Annotated in this window: 24 protein-coding genes; 12 read left to right on the forward strand and 12 right to left on the reverse strand. The window is 59.3% G+C overall.

Annotation, left to right across the window (positions count from 1 at the left end):
• Nucleotides 1–31: 31 nt before the first annotated feature.
• Both J2X66_RS26565 and J2X66_RS26570 read right to left on the reverse strand, forming a co-directional pair.
• The gene (locus tag J2X66_RS26565; protein WP_310270584.1) at nt 32–991 is read right to left on the reverse strand and encodes an alpha/beta hydrolase; all 960 of its coding nucleotides are present in this window, start codon (nt 989–991) and stop codon (nt 32–34) included.
• Nucleotides 992–1,885 (reverse strand): neutral zinc metallopeptidase, encoded by an 894-nt coding sequence (locus J2X66_RS26570; protein WP_310270587.1) that lies wholly within the window; start codon nt 1,883–1,885, stop codon nt 992–994. It abuts the gene before it with no gap.
• Between the two features lie 261 nt (nt 1,886–2,146).
• Between J2X66_RS26570 and J2X66_RS26575 the strand changes: the two genes are divergently transcribed.
• Together J2X66_RS26575 and J2X66_RS26580 are read left to right on the forward strand one after the other, a co-directional pair.
• Entirely contained in the window at nt 2,147–2,923 is a 777-nt protein-coding gene (locus J2X66_RS26575; protein ID WP_310270590.1) for an IclR family transcriptional regulator, read from the forward strand.
• 119 nt (nt 2,924–3,042) lie between these two features.
• Nucleotides 3,043–3,921, forward strand: a complete 879-nt coding sequence (locus tag J2X66_RS26580; RefSeq protein ID WP_310270594.1) for a DMT family transporter — start codon at nt 3,043–3,045, stop codon at nt 3,919–3,921.
• A gap of 49 nt (nt 3,922–3,970) precedes the next feature.
• Here the strand turns inward: J2X66_RS26580 and J2X66_RS26585 are convergent, their stop codons facing one another.
• Entirely contained in the window at nt 3,971–5,272 is a 1,302-nt protein-coding gene (locus J2X66_RS26585) for an MFS transporter (RefSeq protein WP_310270597.1), read from the reverse strand.
• A 149-nt stretch (nt 5,273–5,421) separates the two neighbouring features.
• Entirely contained in the window at nt 5,422–5,661 is a 240-nt protein-coding gene (locus J2X66_RS26590; protein WP_310270600.1) for a hypothetical protein, read from the reverse strand.
• Between J2X66_RS26590 and quiC the strand changes: the two genes are divergently transcribed.
• Both quiC and J2X66_RS26600 read left to right on the forward strand, forming a co-directional pair.
• Nucleotides 5,660–7,561 carry a 3-dehydroshikimate dehydratase QuiC gene (quiC, locus tag J2X66_RS26595; protein ID WP_310270603.1) on the forward strand — a complete coding sequence of 634 codons (1,902 nt, stop codon included), beginning with the start codon at nt 5,660–5,662 and terminating at the stop codon, nt 7,559–7,561. The genes J2X66_RS26590 and quiC overlap by 2 nt on opposite strands.
• 102 nt (nt 7,562–7,663) lie before the next feature.
• Nucleotides 7,664–8,341 (forward strand): TetR family transcriptional regulator, encoded by a 678-nt coding sequence (locus tag J2X66_RS26600; RefSeq protein ID WP_310270606.1) that lies wholly within the window; start codon nt 7,664–7,666, stop codon nt 8,339–8,341.
• Between the two features lie 47 nt (nt 8,342–8,388).
• On the opposite strand, the gene J2X66_RS26605 is transcribed toward J2X66_RS26600, so the two are convergent.
• The 3 genes from J2X66_RS26605 to J2X66_RS26615 all read right to left on the reverse strand — a co-directional run bounded on the left by J2X66_RS26605 (nt 8,389) and on the right by J2X66_RS26615 (nt 10,742).
• The gene (locus J2X66_RS26605; RefSeq protein WP_310270609.1) at nt 8,389–9,243 is read right to left on the reverse strand and encodes a shikimate dehydrogenase; all 855 of its coding nucleotides are present in this window, start codon (nt 9,241–9,243) and stop codon (nt 8,389–8,391) included.
• Nucleotides 9,244–9,248: 5 nt separating this feature from the next.
• Nucleotides 9,249–9,689, reverse strand: coding sequence for a type II 3-dehydroquinate dehydratase (aroQ, locus tag J2X66_RS26610; protein ID WP_310270612.1), 441 nt, complete (start codon nt 9,687–9,689; stop codon nt 9,249–9,251).
• Between the two features lie 141 nt (nt 9,690–9,830).
• Nucleotides 9,831–10,742, reverse strand: coding sequence for a LysR substrate-binding domain-containing protein (locus J2X66_RS26615; RefSeq protein WP_310270614.1), 912 nt, complete (start codon nt 10,740–10,742; stop codon nt 9,831–9,833).
• A gap of 267 nt (nt 10,743–11,009) precedes the next feature.
• Here J2X66_RS26615 and J2X66_RS26620 point away from each other — a divergent pair, with 267 nt between their 5' ends.
• Both J2X66_RS26620 and J2X66_RS26625 read left to right on the forward strand, forming a co-directional pair.
• A complete protein-coding gene (locus J2X66_RS26620) occupies nt 11,010–11,438 on the forward strand; it encodes a DUF4160 domain-containing protein (RefSeq protein ID WP_310270617.1) in 429 nt (142 codons plus the stop codon).
• Nucleotides 11,435–11,881, forward strand: coding sequence for a DUF2442 domain-containing protein (locus tag J2X66_RS26625; RefSeq protein ID WP_310270620.1), 447 nt, complete (start codon nt 11,435–11,437; stop codon nt 11,879–11,881). Before J2X66_RS26620 ends, J2X66_RS26625 begins: the two co-directional genes overlap by 4 nt.
• 54 nt (nt 11,882–11,935) lie before the next feature.
• Here the strand turns inward: J2X66_RS26625 and trmA are convergent, their stop codons facing one another.
• Together trmA and J2X66_RS26635 are read right to left on the reverse strand one after the other, a co-directional pair.
• Entirely contained in the window at nt 11,936–13,015 is a 1,080-nt protein-coding gene (gene trmA / locus J2X66_RS26630) for a tRNA (uridine(54)-C5)-methyltransferase TrmA (protein ID WP_310270623.1), read from the reverse strand.
• Nucleotides 13,012–14,307 carry an NCS2 family permease gene (locus tag J2X66_RS26635; protein ID WP_310270625.1) on the reverse strand — a complete coding sequence of 432 codons (1,296 nt, stop codon included), beginning with the start codon at nt 14,305–14,307 and terminating at the stop codon, nt 13,012–13,014. The genes trmA and J2X66_RS26635 overlap by 4 nt, the downstream gene beginning before the upstream one ends.
• 214 nt (nt 14,308–14,521) lie before the next feature.
• Here J2X66_RS26635 and J2X66_RS26640 point away from each other — a divergent pair, with 214 nt between their 5' ends.
• Entirely contained in the window at nt 14,522–14,989 is a 468-nt protein-coding gene (locus tag J2X66_RS26640; RefSeq protein ID WP_310270888.1) for a DUF4879 domain-containing protein, read from the forward strand.
• A 67-nt stretch (nt 14,990–15,056) separates the two neighbouring features.
• Nucleotides 15,057–15,608, forward strand: coding sequence for a DJ-1 family glyoxalase III (locus tag J2X66_RS26645; protein ID WP_310270628.1), 552 nt, complete (start codon nt 15,057–15,059; stop codon nt 15,606–15,608).
• A gap of 7 nt (nt 15,609–15,615) precedes the next feature.
• On the opposite strand, the gene J2X66_RS26650 is transcribed toward J2X66_RS26645, so the two are convergent.
• Entirely contained in the window at nt 15,616–16,854 is a 1,239-nt protein-coding gene (locus tag J2X66_RS26650; RefSeq protein WP_310270631.1) for an MFS transporter, read from the reverse strand.
• 58 nt (nt 16,855–16,912) lie between these two features.
• On the opposite strand from J2X66_RS26650, the gene J2X66_RS30365 reads away from it, so the two are divergent.
• The 4 genes from J2X66_RS30365 (at nt 16,913) to J2X66_RS26665 (ending at nt 20,036) form a co-directional block, all read left to right on the forward strand.
• Entirely contained in the window at nt 16,913–17,206 is a 294-nt protein-coding gene (locus J2X66_RS30365) for a hypothetical protein (RefSeq protein ID WP_405046807.1), read from the forward strand.
• A gap of 144 nt (nt 17,207–17,350) precedes the next feature.
• A complete protein-coding gene (locus J2X66_RS26655) occupies nt 17,351–18,787 on the forward strand; it encodes a cytochrome ubiquinol oxidase subunit I (protein WP_310270634.1) in 1,437 nt (478 codons plus the stop codon).
• Nucleotides 18,788–18,790: 3 nt separating this feature from the next.
• On the forward strand, nt 18,791–19,798 hold the full coding sequence (gene cydB / locus J2X66_RS26660) for a cytochrome d ubiquinol oxidase subunit II (protein ID WP_310270637.1): 1,008 nt from the start codon (nt 18,791–18,793) through the stop codon (nt 19,796–19,798).
• A gap of 70 nt (nt 19,799–19,868) precedes the next feature.
• On the forward strand, nt 19,869–20,036 hold the full coding sequence (locus J2X66_RS26665) for a DUF2474 domain-containing protein (RefSeq protein WP_310270640.1): 168 nt from the start codon (nt 19,869–19,871) through the stop codon (nt 20,034–20,036).
• Nucleotides 20,037–20,106: 70 nt separating this feature from the next.
• On the opposite strand, the gene J2X66_RS26670 is transcribed toward J2X66_RS26665, so the two are convergent.
• Together J2X66_RS26670 and J2X66_RS26675 are read right to left on the reverse strand one after the other, a co-directional pair.
• Nucleotides 20,107–21,231, reverse strand: coding sequence for a class I SAM-dependent methyltransferase (locus tag J2X66_RS26670; RefSeq protein ID WP_310270643.1), 1,125 nt, complete (start codon nt 21,229–21,231; stop codon nt 20,107–20,109).
• A gap of 177 nt (nt 21,232–21,408) precedes the next feature.
• Nucleotides 21,409–22,116 carry an autoinducer binding domain-containing protein gene (locus tag J2X66_RS26675; protein ID WP_310270646.1) on the reverse strand — a complete coding sequence of 236 codons (708 nt, stop codon included), beginning with the start codon at nt 22,114–22,116 and terminating at the stop codon, nt 21,409–21,411.
• Nucleotides 22,117–22,259 lie beyond the last annotated feature (143 nt).

Consider the following 22,259-nt stretch of genomic DNA (forward strand, 5'->3'; position numbering starts at 1 on the left):
GGCCCCATCGTCGGATCAGGCCCCATCAAACTCACTGCCCAAACAACACCTTCTGCCCCTCAGGCGACGTCAACATCCCATCCCCGTTATGCCCGACCCCGGGAACCTCGACCAGTCGCTGGTTCACCCCACGCGGATTACGACGCAGCAAATACTCAAAGTAAAAATGCCCGCGAGCCAGCCGATTGGTGCCCTGGGCTTCAGCCTCGCACCCCTTATCCAGCGCCGCTTGCTGCGGGTCGGTGTCTTGCTGCCCGAGCAGATACGTCACGTCACGCTTGACGTAATTTCCTTCAATCTGTGGCGCGGTTTGCCCACTGGCATAGAGGGGTAAATCCGTCAGGCCATACTTCCAGCGGTTGAAACCGGGGCATTTCGCGTGATTGAACGCTACGGGACGCCGCTCATCGAAATACGCATACGAGGAGGGGTTGGCGACCACATAGCGGACTTTCACACCGGCGGCCGTGAGCGCCGGTTGCTCGTGAGCCAGTAATGCGTACCGCTGAACCACCTGGGCTCCACCGGAGTGACCGGCGATGACGATTTCTTTCACGTCCGGAAACTGTTGACGGTTGCTGACCCTCGCGATGATTTGATCCAGTGCGCCATAGGAACTCAACGCAAACGGGGCTGTGGATAAACCACCGGCCATCCAGTCATTGCCCTGCCAGCGCAGTACGCTGTCAGCCACTGGATGCAGGGCGACATCGGTTTCATTGAGAAATTGTGGGGCAATCACCAGCGTGGTCTGGCTTTGTCCTGCCAGTTCAGCCGCCTGCTCGGCGCTCTGGCGGTAGGTTCCAGCGTTGCGCAGACGGCCGTGGATGATGATCAGCACACGTTCGATTTTGGCCGGCGCGGCGCCGAGGCTCACCGCCATCTCGCCTTCTTTGAGCAACAGCCGGCCGGGGCTGAGTTCTTTGACCGCATGTTCGGCGGCTTGGGTACTTGCGCAGGTAAACAGGACAGCTAACAGCCACTTATTCATTTACAGGTTTTTCGCCGCAAAGGTATCGCACTGGCCCACCTGGCCTTGTGCAAATCCGGTTTTAAACCAGCGCACCCTTTGCGCTGACGTTCCATGGGTAAACGAGTCCGGCACCACGCGCCCCTGACCTTGCTGTTGCAAGCGGTCGTCGCCGATGGCGTTGGCGGCGTTCAGGGCTTCTTCGATGTCGCCTGGTTCCAGCCAGTTCAGACGCTTTTGTGCATTGTTGGCCCAGACTCCGGCCAGGCAATCGGCCTGCAATTCCTGGCGCACGAGTAAACCGCCGTCGCCTTCCATTTGGCGGCCTTGGGCGCGAGCGGTCTGAATTTTCGCCGATACGCCGAGTAAAGTCTGAACGTGGTGTCCGACTTCGTGAGCAATCACGTAGGCCTGGGCGAAGTCGCCGGCCGCTGAGAAACGTTGCGACATTTCCTGGAAGAATGCCATGTCCAGGTAGACCTTCTGGTCGGCCGGGCAATAGAACGGACCGGTCGCCGAGGTCGCCAGACCGCAGGCGGAATTGACGCGATTGCTGAACAGGACCAGGGTCGGGTTCTTATATTGCCGGCCGGCCTGCTGGAAAATCTGGCCCCAGGTATCTTCAGTATCACCGAGGATCGAGCGCACGAATTCGGCGCCCTCATCATTGGCCGGTGGCGCCTTGCGGGTCTGGTTGGTCGCTGGCGCCGACTGCTCGCTCATTTGGCCGGTGAGTTGTCCGAGGATCTGCATCGGATCCTGGCCGGTGATCCAGCCAATGCCGACAATCAGGATGATCGCAGTCAGGCTCAGGCCCTTGCCGCCACCAAAGCGCATCCCGCCGCCACCGCCGCCGACATCATCACCACGGGCGTCCACCACGTTGTCGCTGCGTCGGCCTTTTTTCCATAGCATGTGGGAATCCTCTGATTGTCCGTGGGGATGAGTGTTGCTGGTGTGGCGGAGCGACGCCAGTCCGATCGTCCGGGTTTCGGCTATTCCCGGTAATCGTCGGTGTTCGCCGGCAGTATTCCAGACTTGTATGAACGTGGACGCTCTATCGAATTCCGTCAGGCGACGGGTTTTTATCGAATGAACCTGGCGATCGTCGAGTTCCAGATTTCGCATAATCGGGTTCATCTTCTAGAATCAGGCAAATTGTGTGTGGAACCTCCCATGGCCGGCAGTCAGATCGAACGTGTTTTCAGTGTGCTGGAAAGCCTTACCAGTGAGCCTCGCGGTGTGCCGATGCAGGCGCTGGCGGAACAACTGGACATCCCGAAAAGCGCGACCCATCGCTTGCTCGCCGAGCTTATCCGGTTGGGCTATGTGCGACAGAATCAAGAGAACCTGCGCTATCACCTGACCACCAAACTGGTGGCGATGGGCTTTCGTTATCTCTCGGGCAGCGGCGCCGATATCGTGCAGCCGGTGCTGGATCGCCTCGCGCAGGAGACCGGCGAACTGGTGCGCCTGGGCGTCATTGAAGGCGAGCGGCAGGTCTGGATCGCCAAGTCGCAAGGTGCCCGGTCCGGCCTGCGTTACGACCCGGACATGGGCCGCGATGCGCCCTTGTTCTACACCGCATCGGGCCACGCGTGGCTGGCGTGCATGAGCGATGCCGAGGCGTTGTCGCTGGTAGAACGCCAGGGCGGCGAGCGGCCCAAAGACCTGGGGCCGAATGCGCCGCGTTCCAACATTGAATTGCTCGAGCGTCTGCGGCTGGCGCGTGAGCAGGGTTATGCCTGGGTTGAAGAGAGTTCGGCGGTGGGCACCTCGGCGATAGCTGCCGTGGTGCGGCACCCGAGCGAGGGGCGAGTGATGGGGGTGTTGAGCATCGCCGGGCCCAGTGCGCGTATGCCGGGGGCGCGGTTGCATGAGTTGGCGCCGCTGTTGTTGAAGTACACAGAAGAGTTGTCGTCGGCGAGTCTTGCTTCAGAGCTGTTCAGCTGATTTGGGATGTCTGTTCGTCCGGAAACTGTGCGATGTTCGAACACTTTCGGCCTATGCTTGTATAGGAATCTGGAACCAGGTTCTAAATTATTGGAATTCGCCAGGCACAAGGGAACCCCATGACCGTCAGCACTCCGCTCTCCGGCGTAAACCAGCCCTTCAAAGGGATTTTGCTGATCGTCGTCGCTACCTTTCTTTTCTCCAGTCACGACGCCCTGTCCAAATACCTGTCCGGTTTCTATCCGATCGTCATGGTGGTCTGGGCGCGCTATGTGGTTCACACCTTGTTGATGGCGGGAATTTTCCTGCCGCAATCCGGATTGCGCGTGCTACGAACCAAACGGCCATGGCTGCAAGTGATGCGGGCGTTGTGCCTGTTGGGCACCAGTCTGTTCTTCACCACGGGTTTGCAATACATCCCCTTGGCTGAAGCCACGGCGGTCAACTTTCTTGCGCCGGTGCTGGTCACGGCGCTGTCGGTGCCGTTGCTTAAGGAACACGTCACCCGTGGCCAATGGATTGCGGTGATCTGTGGATTTACCGGCGTGTTGATCATCGTCCACCCCGGCGGTGATCTGTTCACTCCCGCTGTGCTGCTGCCGCTCTGCTCGGCGCTGTTTTTCTGCTTCTATCAATTGCTCACCCGCAAGCTCAGCAACATCGACAGCCCGACCACCAGCAACTTCTTCGCCGGGCTGTGCAACACCCTGGTGATGAGCGCGCTGGTGCCATTCTTCTGGCAAGTCCCCAGTCTGGGCCATGGATTCATGATGGTGGCGCTGGGCGCCTGCGGGATGACGGCTCACTTGTTTCTGACCCAGGCGTTTCGCTACGCCGCGCCGGCGTTGCTGGCGCCGTTCGGTTATTGCCAGATTGTGTTTGCCGGTCTGCTGGGCTGGCTACTGTTTGCCCACACGCCGACCCTGACCACGGTGGTCGGGATCGCGGTGATTTGCTGCAGCGGGTTGGCGGCGGCGTGGCAACAGAGTCGTCGGTAGGACAAACAAAAAGGCAGGCCTGGAATCAGGCCTGCCGGGGGAAGGACACTTACTCGGTGACGGCAGGAATCTTGCGCGGTGCCATGAAGTACATCCAGGTCAGGGCAATGAAGTACATCGCCGGAATCAGGGTGAACAGCACGGTGTAGTTGTTATTGGTGACGGTCAGGATGTGGCCGACCAACTGCGTCATGAACATCCCGCCGATGGCTGCGCACATGCCGCCAAAACCGAACACTGTGCTCATCATGTGTTTAGGCGTGTAGTCCATGACCAGGCTCCAGATGTTCGCGGTCCAGGCCTGGTGCGCGCCGATGGCCAGGGAGATGGCGAACACCGCGACCCACAGACTGCTCGAACCCGCCGCCATGATCACGCCGACGATGCAGCAGGCAAACAGGAACATCGACATCAGCCGCGCCTTGATCGGATTGACGCCGCGACCGATCAGGAATGAGGAGAGGATCCCGCCACCGACGCTGCCGAAGTCGGCGGTCAGGTAGATGATGATCAGCGGAATCCCCATCTGGGTCACGTTGATCCCCAGGTTGTATTGCTGATTGAGGAACGGCGGCAACCAGTACAGGTAGAACCAGAACACCGGCGCGGTCATCGAGTAGGCGAGGGCGAAGGCCCAGGTGCCGCGCATGCGCAGGATTTTCGAAAACGGCACGCGGGCTTGTTCCGGTTCGACTTCGTTCTGGATGTAGTCCAGTTCCGATTGTTTGACGCTCGGATGATCTTCCGGGTTGAAGTATTTCAAACCCCAGAACAGCAACCAGATTCCGCCCAGTGCCGACATGCACAGGAACGCGGCCTGCCAGCCCCATACGTGGAGGATCAGTGGCAGCAACATCGGGGTGAACATCGCGCCGACGTTGGTCCCGGCGTTGAAGATGCCGGTGGCCACGGCGCGTTCGCCGGCCGGGAACCACAGCCGCGTGGTCTTCACGCAGGCCGGGTAGTTGGCGGCTTCGGTCAAGCCAAGGATGAATCGGCAGACCATGAAGCCTACCGCCGACGTCGCGAGACCGTGGGCACCGGTAGCGATGCTCCAGAGCAGCACGGCGCAGAAGAACACGCGCTTGACGCCGACCCGGTCGATCAACCGGCCTTGCAGCACGAAACCGATCGCGTAGCCGACCTGGAACCAGAAGTTGATGTTGGCGTAGTCCATCGCCGTCCAGCTCATTTCCTTGGCGAGGATGGGCTGCATGACGCCGAGGGCGGCGCGGTCGATGTAGTTCAGGGTTGTCGCGAAAAACACCAGCGCCAGCATGCCCCAACGGGTTTTGCCGACCGCCATGGCGCCGCGGATTTTGTCGCCGATGCCGCCGCTGGCAGGAGTCATGGAGGCGTGCTCCACGGGAGAACTTTGAGAAGGAGTCATTTAGTCCACCGATTATTTTTATGTGGTGTTCTGTGTCTTTGGTAACCGAGCCCGACGATGCATGACCGGTCTCAATGTGGAGTCGATGTTGCGCAGTGGACAAAAAATCGTCAATTCACCAACGGCCATTGTGTTCGATAATCGAACACAAAACTAACCGGGTAGTACACTTTAAATTGCTGTGCGAGTTCGTCCAGCCAATAATTCCCCACAAGAAAAAACGCAGTTCTGTAGAAGCACGGCTTGCCGGCGATGGCCGCCGCGAGATTGCCATCGCCGGCAAGCCATGCTCCTGCATAAAGCGTGCAGCGCCCTGACAAGACTGTCTCCACCACCGGGAGTCGAAACATGCAGCGTTCCATTGCCACCGTGTCCCTGAGCGGTACCCTGCCGGAAAAACTTGAAGCCATTGCCGCCGCCGGTTTCGACGGGGTGGAGATTTTCGAGAACGACCTTCTCTACTACGACGGTAGCCCACGGGAAATCAAACAGATGTGCGCCGATCTCGGGATCGCGATCACGCTGTTCCAACCCTTCCGGGATTTTGAGGGATGCCGCCGTGACCGACTGCCCCGCAATCTTGAGCGGGCTGAACGCAAGTTCGACTTGATGCAGGAACTGGGCACTGACCTGGTACTGGTCTGCAGCAATGCATCTGCCGATTCCATCGGTGATGAACAAATCCTCGTCGATGACCTGCGCCTGCTGGCCGAACACGCCGGTACGCGCGGTCTGCGAATCGGTTATGAAGCGCTGGCCTGGGGCCGGCATGTGAACACTTATCAGCAGGTATGGAACATCGTCCGCCAAGCCGATCATCCGAGCCTCGGTGTCTTGCTCGATAGCTTTCACACCCTGTCGCTCAGGGGCGATCCGAGCGCCATCGCCGAGATTCCGGGCGACAAGATCTTCTTCGTGCAAATGGCCGACGCGCCGATCCTCGCCATGGATGTGCTGGAATGGAGCCGGCATTTCCGCTGCTTCCCGGGCCAGGGTGAATTTGATCTGCCGGGGTTCCTCGCGCCGATCATCAAGAGTGGCTACACCGGCCCGCTGTCACTGGAAATCTTCAACGACGGTTTCCGTGCCGCGCCACCCCGGGCCAACGCCGCCGACGGTTTGCGTTCGTTGCTGTACCTGGAAGAGAAAACCCGCCAACGCCTGGCGCAGGAAGCTCAGCCGGCGCCCAACCTCGACATCCTGTTCGAGACACCCACGGCCAGCGAATACAACGGCATCGAATTTCTCGAATTTGCCGTGGATGAAAGCCTCGGCGCCAAGCTCTCCCATTGGCTTGAGCGGCTGGGTTTCGTCAAGGCCGGGCAGCATCGCTCCAAGAGCGTAAGCCTGCTGCGTCAGGGCGATATCAACCTGATCCTCAACTCCGAACCGTATTCGTTTGCCCACAGCTTTTTCGAAGCGCATGGCCCTTCGCTGTGCGCCACCGCCGTGCGGGTCAAGGACAGCGCCAGCGCGCTGGCCCGAGCCGTGGCTTACAAAGGCCAGCCGTATCGTGGGCTGGTCGGCCCCAATGAACTGGAGTTGGCGGCGGTGCGCGCGCCGGACGGTAGCCTGATCTATCTGGTGGATCAGGAGGCCGACGTCTACGGCACCGACTTCAATCTGAACCCCGCGGCGGTGGCCAGCGGTGGCCTCAAGCGTATCGACCACATGGCCATGGCATTGCCCGCCGACAGCCTCGACAGTTGGGTGCTGTTCTACAAGAGCCTGCTGGATTTTGAAGCCGACGACGAAGTGGTTCTGCCTGACCCGTATGGCCTGGTAAAAAGCCGCGCACTGCGTAGCCGAGACAGTTCGATTCGCTTGCCGTTGAACATTTCCGAGAACCGCAATACCGCGATCTCCCACGCGCTGTCGAGTTATCGCGGCTCCGGCGTGCATCACATCGCGTTTGATTGCGATGACATCTTTGCGCAAGTCAGCCGTGCGAAAGAGGCGGGCGTGCCGTTGCTGGACATCCCGCTCAATTACTACGATGACCTCGCCGCGCGGTTCGACTTCGATGAGGAGTTCCTCAGCGAGCTGGCGTATTTCAACGTGCTGTACGACCGCGATGCCCAGGGTGGCGAACTGTTTCATGTGTACACCGAGCCGTTCGAAGGGCGGTTTTTCTTTGAAATCATTAAGCGCAAAAACGGCTATGCCGGTTATGGTGCGGCCAACGTCGCGGTTCGACTGGCAGCGATGGCCAAATCCCGCAGCGGTGCCATTCGTCAGGCCAAGTTGTAGGAAAATCGTAAACACCGGGACAAACCGCTGCCACGCGACTTCCTTCACTGTGCGCAGCGGCCCATAATCGCCAGCTTGTGCAGTGATGGCCGTGAGCCCGCAATGACAATGACTTCAGAACGCTCCGCAGTGCCCGCCGAACTGATCGCCGAGCCCCGCAAGAGCCGCAAGAACAACCCGGAAAAGACCCGCGAGAACATCCTTCAAGAGGCGATTGTCGAGTTCGTCCAACAGGGGCTTTCCGGTGCTCGCGTCGATGCAATCGCCGAGCGCATCCACACCTCAAAACGCATGATCTATTACTACTTCGGCAGTAAGGAACAGCTCTACGTCGAGGTGCTGGAAAAACTCTACGGCGACATTCGCCACACGGAAAACCGCTTGCACCTCACGGAGTTGGCGCCGGTGGAGGCGATTCGGCGCCTGGTGGAATTCACCTTCGATCACCATGATCACAACGTCGATTTCGTGCGCATCGTCAGCATCGAGAATATTCACAATGCCGAATACGTGAAGCGTTCCGATGCGATCAAGGCGATGAACAATACGATCCTCGATTCGCTGGGCGAGATTTTGCGTCGCGGTGCCGAGGAGGGCCTGTTCCGCGCAGGGCTCGTGCCGCTGGATGTGCATTTGCTGATCAGTTCGTTCTGCTTCTATCGCGTGTCGAACCGTCATACTTTCGGTGAGATTTTTCAAATCGACTTGCCGGATGAAGCCATCAAGCAGCGCCATCGAGCGATGATTTGCGAGTCGGTGTTGCGTTATCTGCAGGCCTGATATCAGGTGAGGGGGCTACCCCTCACTGCATCCCTCACCGCATCCCCTCAGTCGTTCATGCTCTGAAAGTGCGCCAGCATTCGCTGCGCATCCGGCACCACGCCGCTGAACAGTTCAAACGCCTTCACCGCCTGAAACACCGCCATGTTGCCGCCATCCAGCGTGCGGCAACCGAGCGCGCGGGCGTTGCGCAGCAGTTCGGTTTCCAGCGGGAAGTACACGATCTCCGCCACCCACAAGGCTGCGCGAAGCAACTCGACCGGCACCGGCATGCCCGGCAGTTTTTTCATGCCCATGGGCGTGGTGTTGACCAAACCATCAGCCAGGCCCAACGTGCTCGGCAAATCGTGCCCGGCCACCGCCCGGCCAGGTTCGAAGTGTTGATTGAGATTGTCTGCCAGCGCCTGCGCGCGGCTTGGCTCGACGTCAAAAATGCTCAGCAGTTGTACGCCTTCGCTCAACAACGCGTGGGCCACTGCCGCGCCGGCGCCACCAGCGCCCATTTGTACGACGCGCTCACGGGCAGCATCCTTCAAGCCACGGCGAAATCCTTCGGCAAAACCCAGGCAATCGGTGTTATGGCCAATGCGTTTACCGTCCTTCAACACCACCGTGTTCACCGCGCCGATGCCGCGGGCTTCCGGCGACAGTTCGTCAAGCAACGGGATGATCGCCTGCTTGCACGGGAAGGTGATATTCAGCCCCGTGAAGTTCATTCGTTCGGCCGCCATCAACAGGTCGGGCAGGGCACTGCTATCGAGCTTCAATTGATCCAGGTCGATCAGGCGATAGAGGTAGCGCATGCCCTGTGCTTCGCCTTCGTGCTCGTGCAGCGCCGGTGTGCGCGAGGCTTGAATCCCGGCGCCGATCAGCCCGGCCAATACAGTGTTGTGCTGAGTCATCGTGTTCACCCCTTCAATTTCAGACTGAAATGTTCCAGCGCCAGGCGATAGCCGTGGCTGCCGAAACCGGCCATCACCGCGGTGGCGATGGCCGAGACAAACGAGTGATGCCGGAAAGGCTCGCGAGCATGGACGTTCGACAGGTGGACTTCGATCACGGGCAGTTCACTGGCGACCAGGGCGTCGCGAATCGCCACCGAGGTGTGGGTCCACGCGGCTGGATTGATGACAATTCCGGCGCAACGACCGCGAGCGGCGTGAATCCAGTCGAGTAATTCACCTTCGTGGTTGGTCTGGCGAAACTTCACGGCCAGGCCGAACTCTTCAGCGGCGCGTGCGCACAGCGCCGAAATGTCTGCCAGGGTTTCGTGGCCATAGGTCGCCGGTTCGCGGGTGCCGAGCAGGTTCAGGTTCGGGCCGTTGAGCACCAGAACGATAGGGGGCATCGAGGGTCTCTCCACTTATTATTTTTGGAATCGGCTGTAGGTTTCAGCCTGTGGAGATAAATTGTACTAGCTGGTTAATTCGGTCAATTGAAGAGACGTCTCGAAGGGGATTTGTGTGCGGTGATCGGACGGTTTCGCTGTTTATCGCGGCAGATGCTCCACCAGGAAATCGATAAAGGCACGCAACTTCAGGGGCACATGGCGGCTTTGCGGATACAGCAACGTGAACGGCCGCGAGCGGCCGCTGTAAGGCTTCAAGACTTCTACCAGCGAGCCATCGGCCAATTCGTTTTCGACGATAAACCGGTACGTCTGAAACAACCCCGCCCCGTGTTTGGCCAGAGTCACGCCACCCAGCACATCGTCAGAGCAACTGAGACTGCCCTCGGCGAGAATCTCCCGAGGTGTGCCGTTGTCATTGAACAGCCAGGCGATCCGCCGACCGCTGCTGGGCAGTTCGTATTGGATGCATTCGTGCTGCGCCAAGTCTTCGAGTGTTTGGGGGACGCCTGCACGCTTGAGGTAATCGGGACTGGCAATCATCACCAGCGCGGCGTCCTCCAGATGCCGGGCGATCAGGCCGGAGTCCGGAATGGCCCGTACGCGAATCGCCATGTCGTAACCTTCGCCGACGAAATCGATGTTGCGATTGCTGATGTGCGACTCGACCTTCACGTCGGGAAAACGCGCCCGAAAGGCTGGCAGCAACGGCAAGATCCGGTGGTGTGCATAAGTCGTGGGAATGCTGATGCGCAATGTGCCAGACGGTTGCTGCTGCTGGCCCATGACCTCGCGCTGAGCCTCGACCAGCTGCGCCAGAGCCTGACGACATTCTTCGTAGTAACGACGACCGCTGTCGGTCAACTTCACACTGCGGGTGGTACGCGCAAACAGCCGAACGCCCAGACGCTCTTCCATGCGCGATACCGAGCGGCTGACCGCGGCCGGTGTCACGCCCGCCACCAGTGCGGCGGCCGTAAAGCTGCCGGCCTCGGCGGCGAGGCAAAACAGCTCGATGCTGCCCAACTGAAGATCATCGAAGACACGCTGCATGATTGATTACACCGGGGATCAAATGAGGGCTGGATGGCGTCACTGTAGATGAAATCGCCGTGGCAGTGCTTTGCTGGCGTTAGTGGTTTTTTTTGTGAGTGCAGTGAAAGGATTGCTTACTATTTTGGCGCCGTCATTGGTGGGTCAAAAAACGTTGAAGCGCTAGGCTCAAAACCGAGTCGATCGTCAATCGGATCAACCGCCAATTACCGGGTTCTTCAAGGAATGGAGAATCTTTGCACTCTATAACCTAACGGATGGGTTGGCATGAACGTATGTCGCTACAAGGACTTTTCATTGGTCATCATGTTGCGCGATCAACATTGCCCGCCGCATGTCCATGTCGATGCGCAGACATGGAGCGCACGCTTCAAATTCAGTTTCTGGCACAACGGCGTGGAGCTTTGGGACGTCGTTCCTCATTCGCAGCGCCCCCCTTCAGCAGTGCTGGAAGGATTGCGCCAGGCGCTGCGGCAACCGGCGCATTTACAGCGAGCGCGTGGCCTCTGGTGGCGAAAATTGCGCACCGCCTGCCTCGATAATCAGTTGTGGGATTGGGAGGGCAATGAAGTGGTCGTGATGAAACAACTCGCCCGCACGACTTACCTGATTGACTCGGCCAGTTACGAGCCCGAAGTGAACAAGACGCTGTTATCCCTGACGGGGGCTGCCGAGGGAGTGGAAATCGAATTATGAAAACCATACAGGCGAGCATTCAGGCGGATCGCCCCGTCACCGAAGAAACGCTGGAGCAGGCCATTCAGCGAGGTGAGTTGAGTCGTCGCAGTGGTTTGAATGCGAAGGCGGTGAACTGGACCGGACATTGCCTGATCATCAGCTTTGAGGACGGTAGTGGCGTGCTCCTGCCAGCGAAGAACTACCCGGAGTTTGATGGCTTTGACGATGAGGATTTCGCCGACTTGAGGGTAGGCTTTGCGGGAACCGCGCTCTGCCATGAAGGCAGTGATTTGCAGGTATCTATCGCCGGCCTGATTTCAGCGAGCAAGCCACTGATGGACATGGCGTCTTCTGTCATCGCCTCACGCAATGGGCGTCAGAGCAGCGTTGCCAAGGCCGAGGCGGCGCGGGCCAATGGCAAAAAGGGCGGGCGACCGCGCAAGGTCGATACGGCACTTTGATTCGCCCATAAAAAAGCCGTCGTCATGACGGCTCATTTGTACTGGCAACTGCAATCAACGACGGGTCAACAACACCCCGGATTCCATGTGATGCGTCCACGGGAACTGGTCAAACATCGCGCACTGAGTGATGCGATGCGTGTCGTGCAACTGGGCGATGTTCGCCGCCAGCGTTTCCGGGTTGCAGGAAATGTAGAGGATGTTGTCGAAACGTCGGGTCAGCTCGCAGGTGTCCGGGTCCATGCCGGCGCGGGGCGGGTCGACGAACACGCTACCGAATTCGTAGCTCTTGAGGTCGATGCCATGCAGTCGGCGGAACGGGCGGACTTCGTTCAGCGCTTCGGTCAGCTCTTCGGCGGAGAGTCGCACCAGGGTGACGTTATCCACCGCGTTTTCGCTGAGGTTGCTCAGCGCTGCATTGACCGAGGTCTTGCTGATTTCGGTGGCCAGCACTTTGCGTACGCGGGTCGCGAGCGGCAGGGTGAAGTTGCCGTTGCCGCAGTACAGTTCGAGCAAGTCGTCCGGGCGATCACCCAACGCGTCGTAAGCCCAGTTCAGCATCTTCCGGTTCACGGTGCCGTTGGGCTGGGTGAATGCGCCTTCCGGCTGGCGATAGCTGAAAGTACGGCCGCCGACTTCGAGCTGCTCGACCACATAATCGTGACCGATCACTTCGCGTTTGCCTTTCGATCGACCGATGATGCTGACGTTCAGGTCCGTGGCCAGTTTCGTGGCCGCCGCATGCCAGTGCTCGTCCAGCGGGCGGTGATAGCACAGGGTAATCATCGCATCGCCGGCCAGGGTGGTCAGGAACTCCACCTGGAACAACTTGTGGCTCAGGGCCGCACTGGCTTTCCATGCTGCTTTGAGCTTCGGCATCAGTTCGTTGATGCGCAGGCTGGCGATCGGAAACTCTTCGATCAGGATCGGCGTACGTTTGTCTTCCTGGGAAAACATCGCGTAGTGCCGCTCACCACCTTCACGCCACAGGCGGAATTCGGCACGCAGGCGAAAGTTCTTCAGCGGAGAGTCGAACACCGCCGGTTCTGGCGCATCGAACGGGGCCAGGAGGTCACGCAGGCGCGTGACCTTTTCTTCAAGCTGAACAGCGTAGGCCTGGGAATCAAAAGTCATGCGTTGAACCAACCCAACTTGATCACGAACAGAATCGACAGGATCACCAGCGCCGGGTTCAGCTCACGGCCACGACCGGACATCAGCTTGATGGCGGTCCAGGAAATGAAACCGAAGGCGATGCCATTAGCGATCGAATAAGTGAACGGCATCGCCAGCGCGGTGATCACCACCGGTGCGGCAACGGTGATGTCGTCCCAGTCTATTTCGGCCAGGCCGGAGGTCATCAGTACGGCGACGAACAGCAGTGCCGGTGCCGTGGCGAATGCCGGGATGCTGGACGCCAATGGCGAGAAAAACAGTGCCAGCAGGAACAGGATCGCCACCACAACGGCGGTCAGGCCGGTGCGGCCACCGGCACTCACGCCGGCTGCGGATTCGATGTAGCTGGTGGTGGTCGAGGTGCCCAGCAGCGAACCGGCCATGGCTGCGGTGCTGTCGGCGATCAGGGCGCGGCCCATTTTCGGCATGTGGCCATCCTTGCCCATCAGGCCGGCGCGTTTGGCGACGCCGATCAGGGTGCCGGAGTTATCGAACAGGTCGACAAACAGGAAGGCGAAAATCACGCTGACCAGACCGATGTCCAGTGCGCCTTTGATGTCCAGTTGCATGAAGGTCGGGGCCAGCGACGGTGGCATCGACATCACGCCGCCGAACGGGGTGAAGCCCATCACGATGGAAACGAGGGTCACCGCCAGAATGCCGATCAGCACGGCGCCGCGTACAGCCAGGGCTTCAAGGGCAACGATCAGGGCAAACCCCAGGGTCGCGAGGATCGGGGCCGGTTGTTTCAGATCGCCGAGGCCGACCATGGTCGCCGGGTTGCTGACCACGATGCCGGCGTTGTGCAGGGCGATCAGCGCCAGGAACAGGCCGATACCGGCGGCAATCGCCGAGCGCAGTGGCAGCGGGATGCTGTTGATGATCCATTCACGGATGCGGAAGATCGACAGCAGGAAGAAGCACACCGCCGAGATAAACACCGCACCCAGCGCCACTTGCCAGGTGTGGCCCATGTGCAGGACCACGGTGTAGGTGAAGAAGGCGTTCAAGCCCATGCCCGGCGCGAGCGCGATCGGGTAGTTGGCGATCAGGCCCATGATCGTGGAGCCAATCGCCGCAGCCAGACAGGTGGCGACGAACACCGCGCCCTTGTCCATGCCGGTCTCGCCGAGGATGCTCGGGTTGACGAACAGAATGTAGGCCATGGCCAAGAAAGTCGTGACGCCCGCCAGAATCTCGGTCCGCACGTTGGTGTTGTGTGCCTTGAGTTGAAACAGCCTTTCCAGCATGTCTGCTCCCCGTGGCGCGCCCGGCGCCGTGAATGTATCGACCTCAACAGCAAAGCACAGACCGCTGAACGCGCCTGGGAAATTACTGTGGGCCGGAAAAAGCCGCGCATCATACCAGCAGCGTGGGGTTATGGCTGCTTATGGCTGCGATCGTCGTCGATGTTTTGCCGTCAAGCGAAGTGAGCCATACTGCGCGCTGGTTTTGGGGGGCGTTATGTATTGCATGAAAACGCGTGTGATTGCCGTCATTGCCGTCATTGGCGTCGTGATGGCCTTGTTGCTGGGGGCACAAAACGCTTCGGCAGCAATGGCTCCGCGATTGAGCCAGTTGAAAGTGGTCAAGGTTGAATCGCCGGCCTGTGGCTTTGAAAACATTGCCGAAGGGCAGACCGAGACGCGTTGCGATCATAGTGGTCCGAGCATCAAGGTCTATGTGTTGGAAATCGGATACGGCAGTAATAGTCCACATGTCGCGCTGGATGGTTTTGAAGTGGACGGCACCCGGACGCCGGTATGTGCCTTTCAGACCGGCAACCTGACCGACTGCACGCCAGGGGCAAAAACTGTCGGCTATCTGTATATCTTCAATCTTGCGGGCAAGCAGGACGGGATCTTCACCTTCAGCAACACCTCGATTAATGCGCCGAGCGATAAGATGTCGACACAGCTTTACATCAAGTAACGGCTGCACTCGAACAAGCGTCAGGAAACCTGACTACGCTTTAAAGATCATCCTGTGGACTGCACCCATGACCTTTAGAGCTTTGATTACCCTCGCCGAGGGCATCGATGACCTGCAAACAGTGACCCTGGTCGATGTGCTGCGCCGCGCCAACGTTGAAGTGGTGGTGGCCAGCATCGAGGGGCGGCGCATGCTCACCTGCGCCCGTGGTACCCGGCTGACGGCCGATGCCATGCTGGTGGACTTGCTGGCCCAGCCGTTCGACCTGATCGCCCTGCCGGGCGGTGCCGTGGGCGCGCAACACCTGGCGGCCCATCAACCCCTGCAACAACTGATCAAGGATCAGGCCGCCGCCGGGCGCCTGTTCGCCGGCATCGCTGAAGCCCCGGCGGTCGCACTGCAACACTTCGGCGTATTGCGTCAGCGACGCATGACCTGCCTGCCCTCCGCCAGTCATCAGTTGTCAGGTTGCAACTTCATCGACCAACCGGTGGTGGTCGACGGCAACTGCGTGACCGCCCAGGGTTCCGGGGCCGCTTTGGCATTTGCCCTGACGCTGGTGGAACAACTCTGCGGCAAAGCCACGCGCATGGCGGTGGCGGGGGAGATGCTGGCTTAAAAGTCGGTCAGACCTTCATTTCCTCCACCGGCACATGCATGCGATCGCGATTGGCCAACGTCGGGAACAGTTTCACCCAGGCCCCGGTCACCACCAGCGTGCCGATCCCGCCCATGACTACCGCCGGCACGGTGCCGAACCAGTGGGCGGTCAGTCCGGATTCGAATTCGCCCAACTGGTTCGAGGCGCCGATGAAGAGGCCGTTCACGGCGCTGACCCGGCCGCGCATTTCGTCCGGGGTTTCCAGCTGCACGAACGAGGCGCGGATCACCATGCTGATCATGTCGGCCGCGCCCAGCACCACCAGCACCGCCAGCGAGAACCAGAACGAGGTCGAGAGGCCGAAGGCGATGGTGGCGACGCCGAACACACCGACGGCGGTGAACATCACCCGTCCGACGTTGCGCTCAACCGCAAACCGCGCCAGGAACAGCGACATCAACAGCGCGCCGACGGCCGGGGCAGACCGCAGCAGGCCCAGCCCCCACGGGCCGGTCAGCAGGATGTCCTTGGCAAACACCGGCAGCAGCGCCGTCGCGCCGCCGAGCAAGACGGCAAACAGGTCCAGCGATATCGCCCCGAGAATGTCCGGGCGACTGCGAATGAAGCGGATACCTGCCAGCAGCGAATCCAGCGTCGCCTTGCCCTTGTTCAGTGGCGTCTGCCGGGCCGGCAAGTTGAGCATCAGCCCGCAGGCAATGATGTAGAGGATCACGGTCGGGCCATACACCCAGACGCTGCCGAAGGCGTAGAGCAAACCGCCGAGCGCCGGAGCGACGATGGTGGCTGATTGTTGCGCCGATTGCGCGGCGGCCACCGCACGGGGAAATAGCGCGCTGGGCACGATGCTCGGCAACAGGGCCTGAGTGGTGGGCATTTCGAAGGAGCGCGCCGCGCCGAGCAGGAACGCGAGGATAAAGATCATTTCCCGGGTGACGTGATCTGTGGCGCTGCCGATGGCCAGCGACAGGGCGATCAACGCTTGCAGCGACTGGCAGATCGCTGCGACTTTGCGTCGGTCATAGCGGTCCGCGACGTGCCCGGTGTGCAGCATGAACAGCACGCGCGGCGCAAATTCCACCAACCCGACCAGGCCCAAATCGAGCACGTTGCCGGTCAACTGGTACAGGTTCCAGCCAATGGCCACGGTGAGCATCTGAAAACCACTGGCGGTGAACACCCGAGCCAGCCAGAACGCGATGAAAGGACGGTGATGACGTAACAGCAAGGGCTCTTGGCTGGGCATCTGCGGGGAAATCTGGGGGAGGGGAAGGGCGAGGTTATCACCAACCTGTAACCAGAAGTTGCAGCCACGGAAAATATACTTAGCTAGACACCGATCGCAAAATCGCCGAATTCCCCTGTGGAAGCGAGCTGGCTCCGGGCGGCGTTCCGACGATGGCGGTATATCAATCGATACCCCTGTGCCTGACACACCGCTTCGCAAGCAGGCTCGCTCCCACAGGGAAATGTGTCTGCCTGTAACGATAGCCATGAGGCAACTTGTCACGCGGCAAAAGACCACGCGGTTCATCCCCGGAAATGGGACTACTCTTTCAACGTTGATTGATCCAGATCAAAACCCCACGAGGAATTGATCCGGCGGCCACCAGGCCAGACTCCCTGCGTTGTGAGGCTTTCAATAAAAAGAACGAATTCGAATTCGCCGCACTCCATACCCGTGGGGGCCGTTGGGTGCAGGCTTCCAGCCAGCAGCCGTATTACCTGACAGAGGAAGACTTATGTTCGGTTTAGAGGCACTTGATCTCGCCCGAATGCAGTTCGCGTTTACCATCTCGTTTCACATTCTGTTCCCGGCCATCACCATTGGCCTGGCGAGTTACCTGGCGGTACTCGAAGGTCTGTGGCTGAAAACCCATAACGACACCTACCGCGACCTGTATCACTTCTGGTCGAAGATCTTTGCCGTCAACTTCGGCATGGGGGTGGTCTCCGGGCTGGTGATGGCGTATCAGTTCGGCACCAACTGGAGCCGTTTTTCGGACTTTGCCGGATCGGTTACCGGGCCGTTGCTGACCTACGAGGTGTTGACAGCGTTCTTCCTCGAAGCCGGTTTCCTTGGGGTCATGCTGTTTGGCTGGAACAAGGTCGGGCGCAAGCTGCACTTCTTTGCCACGGTCATGGTGGCCATCGGCACGCTGATCTCGACCTTCTGGATCCTCGCCTCGAACAGCTGGATGCAGACGCCGCAGGGTTTCGAAATCGTTAACGGTCAGGTGATCCCCACCGACTGGCTGGCGGTGATCTTCAACCCTTCGTTCCCGTACCGCCTGATGCACATGGCGACGGCGGCATTCGTTGCCACCGCCTTCTTCGTCGGCTCTTCGGCGGCCTGGCACCTGCTGCGCGGCAAGGACAACCCGGCGATCCGCACCATGTTGTCGATGGCCATGTGGATGGCCTTGATTGTGGCGCCGATCCAGGCGGTCATCGGTGACTTCCACGGCCTCAACACGCTCAAGCATCAGCCGGCGAAAATTGCCGCGATCGAAGGTCACTGGGAAAACATCGGCGACGAACCGACCCCGTTGATCCTGTTCGGCTGGCCGGACATGAAAGCCGAGAAAACCCGATTTGCCGTCGAGATTCCGTATCTGGGCAGCCTGATCCTCACCCACTCGCTGGACAAACAAGTCCCTGCGCTCAAGGAATTCCCGCCTGAAGACCGGCCCAATTCGACCATCGTGTTCTGGTCGTTCCGGATCATGGTCGGCCTGGGCTTCCTGATGATCTTCACCGGGTTGTGGAGCCTGTGGCTGCGTAAGCGCGACAAGCTCTATACCTCGCGACCGTTCCTTTACCTGGCGTTGTGGATGGGTCCGTCGGGCCTGATCGCGATCCTCGCGGGTTGGTTTACCACTGAAATCGGCCGTCAGCCTTGGGTGGTCTACGGACTGATGCGCACGGCGGATGCTTCTTCCAACCATAGTTTCATGCAGATGAGCATCACGTTGATTCTGTTTGTGGTGGTGTATTTCGCGCTGTTCGGTGCCGGCCTGGGCTACATGATGCGCCTGGTGCGCAAAGGGCCGAAGATCGACGAAGGCAAGGAAACCAGCGATGGTGGGCCTGGCAAGCAACGCACACCAGCCCGTCCGCTGTCCGCCGCTGACGATGATGACGCCGACAGTGAACACAGCCTGACCAAGGAGATTTGAGTCATGGGTATTGATCTTCCGCTGATCTGGGCCGTGATCATCATCTTCGGCATCATGATGTACGTGGTCATGGACGGCTTCGACCTGGGGATCGGGATTCTCTTCCCGTTCATCCCGGGCAAGACCGACCGTGATGTGATGATGAACACGGTCGCCCCGGTCTGGGACGGTAACGAAACCTGGCTGGTACTGGGCGGTGCCGCGTTGTTTGGCGCCTTCCCGCTGGCCTATTCGGTGGTGCTTTCGGCGTTGTACCTGCCGCTGATCCTGATGCTGATCGGGTTGATCTTCCGGGGCGTGGCTTTTGAGTTTCGCTTCAAGGCCAAGGACCACAAGCGTCACCTCTGGGACAAGGCTTTCATCGGCGGCTCCATCACCGCGACCTTCTTTCAGGGGGTGGCGTTGGGCGCCTTCATTGATGGATTGCCGGTGGTCAATCGCCAGTTTGCCGGTGGTTCGCTGGACTGGCTGACACCGTTCACGCTGTTCTGCGGCGTGGCACTGGTGGTGGCGTATGCGCTGCTTGGTTGCACGTGGTTGATCATGAAGACCGAGGGCAAGCTGCAGGAGCAAATGCACGACCTGGCACGGCCGCTGGCCTTCGTGGTGTTGGCGGTGATCGGTATTGTCAGCATCTGGACACCCTTGGCCCACGCTGAAATCGCCGCCCGCTGGTTCACGCTGCCCAATCTGTTCTGGTTCATGCCGGTGCCGATTCTGGTGCTGGTGACCATGTATGGCTTGATCCGCGCCGTCGCCCGCAATGCGCACTACACGCCGTTCCTGCTGACGCTGGTGCTGATCTTCCTCGGTTACAGCGGTCTGGGCATCAGCCTGTGGCCGAACATCGTGCCACCGTCGATCTCGATCTGGGACGCCGCCGCACCGCCGCAAAGTCAGGGCTTCATGCTGGTGGGCACGCTGTTCATCATCCCGTTCATCCTGGGTTACACCTTCTGGAGCTATTACGTGTTCCGCGGCAAGGTGACCCACGAAGACGGTTATCACTGACACTGTAGGAGCGAGCGTGCTCGCGATGGCGCCCTCACTGGCGCCATCGATCTACCTGAGGATTGTTGTAATGACCGGTAAACATTCCCTGCACGACATTGAAGAAGCCGAAAAAAAACCGCTGTTGCAGCGGCTTGGATGGCTGGCCCTGATCTGGGCCGGTAGCGTCGGCGCCCTGTTTATCGTGGCCAGCCTGATGCGCATGTTCATGAATGCGGCAGGTCTGAGCACGCACTGAAGATCCCATCCCGTTGCCTTGGAGGCACGGATTTACAACCCTCCTGCATGGAGGGTTTTTTTTGCCCGGTTTATTTGCGGGCTTTGAGAATCACGAATTTTGGCGTGGCGGCCACTTGTTCGACGCCGCGGAACAGCCGTGCGAGCTTGCTGTGGTAACCCAGGTGACGATTGCCGACGATATACAACGCGCCACCCACCACTAGCGCCTCGCGGGCTTGCTGGAACATGCGCCAGGCGAGAAAGTCGCCGACGACCTGTTGCTGATGGAACGGCGGATTGCACAACACCACGTCCAGGGATTGAGGTTCCTGCCCCGCCAGCCCGTCGCCGGCCCGCACAATGACCGCTCTGTCGCCCAGCGCCGCGCGCCAGTTTTCGGCAGCCGATTGCACCGCCATGAACGACTCGTCCACCAGCGTGTACTGCGCCTCGGGGTTTTGCAGCGCACTGGCAATGGCCAACACGCCGTTACCGCAACCGAGATCGGCGACTCGCGCGGTGCCGAGGTTTTTCGGCAGGTGCGGCAGAAAGGCCCGGGTACCGATGTCCAGTCCTTCGCGGCAGAACACATTGGCGTGGTTCAGCAGTTCAATGGCCGGCTCATCAAGCTGATAGCGCGAAGGGTAGGGGGACACGAGCGGGGCTTTGGTTTCAGGTGTGGCGATCAAGAGCCGGGCCTTTTTCACCGCCAGGGAGGCCTGTACCGGGCCGATGTAGCGTTCCAGCAGATCACCGGCAGCACGTGGCAGATGCTTGATCATCGCCGCAGCAATAACTTGCGCGCCCGGCGCCAGTTGGCCTTGCAGGCGAATCAGTTGTTCTTCCAGCAATGCCAGCGTCTTTGGCACCCGGATCAATACCCGGTCAAACGGGCCGCTGAACACGTCGCTGGCGGGCACGCTCGGTACGGCGTCAAACGCCTGGCCGTTACGGATCAGATTTTTTTCCAGTCCCTGAAAGGCGAGGAACGAATCACCACTGCTGATGACCCGGACCTTGCCCGCGAGGCTGGCGGCCAATGCACCAAAACTGTCGTTCAACACCAGTACCCGGGTTTCGGCCGAGGGCTGTTGTTCGGCCAAGTGGTTGAGCAGGTATTCGTCGGCGGCATCGAACGCTTGCAGCGGTTCGTTCTGCTGTTCTGGCTGACGGATCAGGTCGAGTTGGGCGAAGGGTGTTTCGAGCAGGGGCATGAGGCGGGGCTCTGGGTAGTCAACGGGTGTGGTGTCCCGCGGCCGGAGGCGTTGCAGCAGGCGGGACCGGCCGAGTGCACTGCGTCGTGAAGTTATATACGACATCACTCAGGGGGCCGCAAATGGTACGTTTTTTTCGGCTGGATTACCCGTGGGTTTTCTTCGTACTGAATGGATTCAGATAGCGCCGACCCTCACAGCCTTTATCACGGCTGCAATCTTGTTGTTCACCCCAAATTTACGGATGAAGTTTTGCACATGATGATTGATGGTGCGTTCACTGATGCTCAGGATTTTGGAACATTCATAGGCCGTCTTGCCATCGGCCGATAATTTCATGATTTCGATTTCACGCGTGGACAACCGTGGGGTGAATGCAGTCACCTGGCGGTGATCCAGCTTTTTTGCCACGAGCCCATGCAAATGGCGGTTGATTAAAATGGCGTAGGCCAGATGGGCATACCATTCATCGGCAGAGATCGGGCTGTTGCTTCTGGCCAGGCTAAACATGCTGCGCAGACCGCTGTCATGAATCGATTGTGACCACCCATACTGCAAGCCTTGTTGTTTTTGCACTTGCCTCAGTTGAGGGACCTTTGAGAAGAGTTCATCTTCCCAAAGAATTGGCAATTCCGAATGATTGCAATGAGCTAGTATTGGGTCTGTGTCACCGAAATGGTCATGTTCATATGCCGTGTTCCAATCGACTGGGTAATTGTTAAAACTTACCGTGTCATGATTAAGCAAAACCGCGGGGGATGTAATTGAAAAAGCACAGAAATTGAAGCCAAGATCCTGAGCCAGCATGAGTGAGATCTCATAGGCGGGCTTAACTTCCTTGGCTTCAAGTATCTGTCTTAACTGTGACTCCTTCCACATCTTCATTGCAGCAACTCCATGTGTCTATCTTCGGGGGTGCAAATTGGATCCGAAATCCAGCACGCCCCGAGTGTAGGAGCAATCCTACAAATGCGCTGCAATTTTTTTGCTCTTGAAAATTATAAATAGTGCGTATCTGGTTCTTAGCA

Source organism: Pseudomonas sp. 3296 (assembly GCF_031456615.1).
GTDB classification, from domain to species: domain Bacteria; phylum Pseudomonadota; class Gammaproteobacteria; order Pseudomonadales; family Pseudomonadaceae; genus Aquipseudomonas; species Aquipseudomonas mucoides.

What these genes read in the sequence shown, in the direction of transcription:
- J2X66_RS26565 (WP_310270584.1), bottom strand. Translation starts at nt 991, where the DNA reads ATGAATAAGTGGCTGTTAGCTGTCCTGTTTACCTGCGCAAGTACCCAA.
- J2X66_RS26570 (WP_310270587.1), bottom strand. Translation starts at nt 1,885, where the DNA reads ATGCTATGGAAAAAAGGCCGACGCAGCGACAACGTGGTGGACGCCCGT.
- J2X66_RS26575 (WP_310270590.1), top strand. Translation starts at nt 2,147, where the DNA reads ATGGCCGGCAGTCAGATCGAACGTGTTTTCAGTGTGCTGGAAAGCCTT.
- J2X66_RS26580 (WP_310270594.1), top strand. Translation starts at nt 3,043, where the DNA reads ATGACCGTCAGCACTCCGCTCTCCGGCGTAAACCAGCCCTTCAAAGGG.
- J2X66_RS26585 (WP_310270597.1), bottom strand. Translation starts at nt 5,272, where the DNA reads ATGACTCCTGCCAGCGGCGGCATCGGCGACAAAATCCGCGGCGCCATG.
- quiC (WP_310270603.1), top strand. Translation starts at nt 5,660, where the DNA reads ATGCAGCGTTCCATTGCCACCGTGTCCCTGAGCGGTACCCTGCCGGAA.
- J2X66_RS26590 (WP_310270600.1), bottom strand. Translation starts at nt 5,661, where the DNA reads ATGTTTCGACTCCCGGTGGTGGAGACAGTCTTGTCAGGGCGCTGCACG.
- J2X66_RS26600 (WP_310270606.1), top strand. Translation starts at nt 7,664, where the DNA reads ATGACAATGACTTCAGAACGCTCCGCAGTGCCCGCCGAACTGATCGCC.
- J2X66_RS26605 (WP_310270609.1), bottom strand. Translation starts at nt 9,243, where the DNA reads ATGACTCAGCACAACACTGTATTGGCCGGGCTGATCGGCGCCGGGATT.
- aroQ (WP_310270612.1), bottom strand. Translation starts at nt 9,689, where the DNA reads ATGCCCCCTATCGTTCTGGTGCTCAACGGCCCGAACCTGAACCTGCTC.
- J2X66_RS26615 (WP_310270614.1), bottom strand. Translation starts at nt 10,742, where the DNA reads ATGCAGCGTGTCTTCGATGATCTTCAGTTGGGCAGCATCGAGCTGTTT.
- J2X66_RS26620 (WP_310270617.1), top strand. Translation starts at nt 11,010, where the DNA reads ATGAACGTATGTCGCTACAAGGACTTTTCATTGGTCATCATGTTGCGC.
- J2X66_RS26625 (WP_310270620.1), top strand. Translation starts at nt 11,435, where the DNA reads ATGAAAACCATACAGGCGAGCATTCAGGCGGATCGCCCCGTCACCGAA.
- trmA (WP_310270623.1), bottom strand. Translation starts at nt 13,015, where the DNA reads ATGACTTTTGATTCCCAGGCCTACGCTGTTCAGCTTGAAGAAAAGGTC.
- J2X66_RS26635 (WP_310270625.1), bottom strand. Translation starts at nt 14,307, where the DNA reads ATGCTGGAAAGGCTGTTTCAACTCAAGGCACACAACACCAACGTGCGG.
- J2X66_RS26640 (WP_310270888.1), top strand. Translation starts at nt 14,522, where the DNA reads ATGTATTGCATGAAAACGCGTGTGATTGCCGTCATTGCCGTCATTGGC.
- J2X66_RS26645 (WP_310270628.1), top strand. Translation starts at nt 15,057, where the DNA reads ATGACCTTTAGAGCTTTGATTACCCTCGCCGAGGGCATCGATGACCTG.
- J2X66_RS26650 (WP_310270631.1), bottom strand. Translation starts at nt 16,854, where the DNA reads ATGCCCAGCCAAGAGCCCTTGCTGTTACGTCATCACCGTCCTTTCATC.
- J2X66_RS26655 (WP_310270634.1), top strand. Translation starts at nt 17,351, where the DNA reads ATGTTCGGTTTAGAGGCACTTGATCTCGCCCGAATGCAGTTCGCGTTT.
- cydB (WP_310270637.1), top strand. Translation starts at nt 18,791, where the DNA reads ATGGGTATTGATCTTCCGCTGATCTGGGCCGTGATCATCATCTTCGGC.
- J2X66_RS26665 (WP_310270640.1), top strand. Translation starts at nt 19,869, where the DNA reads ATGACCGGTAAACATTCCCTGCACGACATTGAAGAAGCCGAAAAAAAA.
- J2X66_RS26670 (WP_310270643.1), bottom strand. Translation starts at nt 21,231, where the DNA reads ATGCCCCTGCTCGAAACACCCTTCGCCCAACTCGACCTGATCCGTCAG.
- J2X66_RS26675 (WP_310270646.1), bottom strand. Translation starts at nt 22,116, where the DNA reads ATGAAGATGTGGAAGGAGTCACAGTTAAGACAGATACTTGAAGCCAAG.